This window comes from Candidatus Margulisiibacteriota bacterium (assembly GCA_003242895.1).
Classification (GTDB): Bacteria; Margulisbacteria; Riflemargulisbacteria; order GWF2-39-127; family GWF2-39-127; genus GWF2-39-127.
Genome location: QKMY01000009.1, coordinates 1 through 2,722, shown reverse-complemented (window position 1 = coordinate 2,722; position 2,722 = coordinate 1). Strand labels below are relative to the sequence as shown.

At 41.4% G+C, this 2,722-nt stretch carries 1 protein-coding gene; it reads left to right on the top strand.

All coding sequences use genetic code 11. The features are described 5' to 3' along the window. Nucleotides 1–194 precede the first annotated feature (194 nt). A complete protein-coding gene (locus tag DKM50_00985) occupies nucleotides 195–2,606 on the top strand; it encodes a glycosyl transferase (GenBank protein PZM83914.1) in 2,412 nt (803 codons plus the stop codon). Nucleotides 2,607–2,722 lie beyond the last annotated feature (116 nt).

Below are 2,722 nucleotides of genomic sequence, written 5' to 3'. Positions count from 1 at the left end.
TGGAGATGTTTTTTTATGATTACTTGATGCTAGCCTGTTTATTTTTTTAACTCACTAACTATTTCTGTTAACCTTTGCTCTTTATAATTAGAACTACTGGATAGCAATCACCCCACTGTATTTAACCATGAACATATGGTATATTATTTTCCATCTTATATACTATTATTCATGCAGAAAGGATTTTTCATATAATGAAGTACGGGTATTTTAATGACAACAAAAGAGAATACGTTATTACTACGCCAAAAACTCCGATAAAGTGGATCAATTATGTTGGCAATCTTAACTTTGGCGGATTTGTTGACCAGACTGGTGGAGGCGTAATATGCAAAGGTGATCCGGCACTTAACAGGATCACAAAATATATTCCCCAAATGCCTGCTTCTGATTTTAAAGGCGAAACCATGTATATTCGCATCAAAAAACCGGAAGGCTTCAAAATATTTTCTCCATATTTCGTTCCTACTCTTGATAAATATGACAAATATGAATGCCATGTAGGTCTGCTCTATACCAGGATTATTTCAGAATTCTATGGCATTCAGACCGACATTACTATTTTTGTTCCGATTGGCGGGACACAGGTAATCAGAGATATCAAAATAACTAACCTCAATAAAGAAACAGTTGAACTTGATGCTATTCCGGTTGTAGAGTATTCTCATCCTGACGCTCTCAAGCAGCTCACAAATGCCGACTGGGTACCACAGACCATGACCAGCAAGCTGGCAAGTGAAAAAAATGGAATGAAAGTTATCATCCAGTACCCATTTATGTTTAGAGATATCAAAATAAATTATTTTACATCCAACTTCCCGGTATCTTCGTTCGAAACCGATAGAAGAATATTCCTGGGAGACAATGAATATGGCACCTGGGCACGTCCACTTGCGCTTGAAAATGCGGAACTCAGTAGCTATGAAGCTCTTCGTGGCGACAGCATCTGTGCACTTCTTCATCATCTTGGCAAAATCGAGCCAGGGAAAACCGTCAGGTTCGTCACGCAACTCGGACAGGAATCCAAACTGGAAGAGGCTTTGCCGCTTATTGAAAAATATCGTTCGACAGCTAATGTCGACGAAGCCTTTGCAGGCATCAAAACATTCTGGGATGGCTATCTAGATACCTTACAGGTAGATACTCCGGATGCCAGCATGAACAGTATGCTCAACGTCCACAATCCCCGACAATGCTATATCACAAAAAACTGGTCGAGAGATTTATCGCTGTATCAACTTGGTTATGGCGGAAGAGGTCTCGGCTTCCGTGACAGTTCACAGGACCTTATGGGCGTCATAGCGCACATGCCGGAAGAATCAAAGGGCCTAATAAAAAAAATCCTTTCCGTGCAAAAAGCAAATGGTTCGGCAATGCACCAATTCATGCCGCTCACAATGGAAGCCAGTGTCGGCGATTCACATGAAAAAGAAGACAGACCAAAATACTATGGGGATGACCACCTTTGGATTATTTTGACCGTTTGTTCTTATCTCAAAGAAACCGGCGACATAAAATTCCTGGAAGAAGTAATTCCATATTACGACAAAGATAAACAAGGAAAACCGGTTTCTCAGGATACCGTACTAGATCACTTAAAAAAAGCAATCGAATTCACACACGGAGACAAAGGCAAACACGGACTTCCACTGCTAGGATTTGCTGACTGGAATGACACAGTCAACCTGCCTACCGGTGCCGAATCACTCTTCGTAGCTAACCAATTTGGTAAAGCACTCCTGGAAATGATCGAGCTAATGAACCATCTGGGAGACCAAGAGACCGCAAACAAGTACAAAACCTATTACGATGAAATGAAAGCGAGCGTTAACAAACACGCATGGGATGGCGAATGGTTTGTAAGATATTTCGACCATGACGGAGAGCCTCTCGGTTCTAAAAAGAATGAGCATGGAAAAATCTATATCAACAGTCAATCATGGGCTGTAATTTCGGGCTTCGCTGATCATGAGAGAGCATGCAAATCACTGGAATCTGTTAACAAACATCTCAATACAAAAAACGGCATGAAGTTAAGCGCACCTGGTTTCAACGGGTTTGAACCTGAAAAAGGCGGAATAACAACGTATCCTCCCGGAGCCAAAGAGAACGGCGGAATATTTCTGCACACAAACCCTTGGGTTATGATTGCCGAAACAATTATGGGGAACGGGGAACGAGCTTTTCAGTATTACCAGCAGATCAACCCGGCAGCAAAAAATGACACGATAGATGAATTCGAATGCGACCCATACGTCTATCCTCAAAATATTCTTGGAGATGAACACCCGTTATTTGGTCTTGCACGTAACCATTGGCTTTCAGGAACCTCTTCCTGGACCTATCAGGCAGGAACAAAATATATCCTCGGTATCCTTCCGACATTTGAAGGGTTATTGATTAATCCTTGTATTCCAAAAACATGGGACGGTTTCAAAGCAACAAGAGTATTCAGAGGCATCACCTATAAAATTGAAGTCAAAAACCCAAATCACGTCAGCAAAGGCATCAAGTCAGTAAAAGCTGACGGCAAAGAAATCGCAAGCAAAATTGTTCCTGTTTTTAGTGATGGAAAAGAACATTCAGTAGAAATTATAATGGGATAATTCAGTCGTTAATACTATCGAGTAGGAGGTAGGTGATTAATTCACCTACCGACCTCTCACACCACCGTACGTACGGTTCCGTATACGGCGGTTCAACAAGAATTAATGTACTTCTG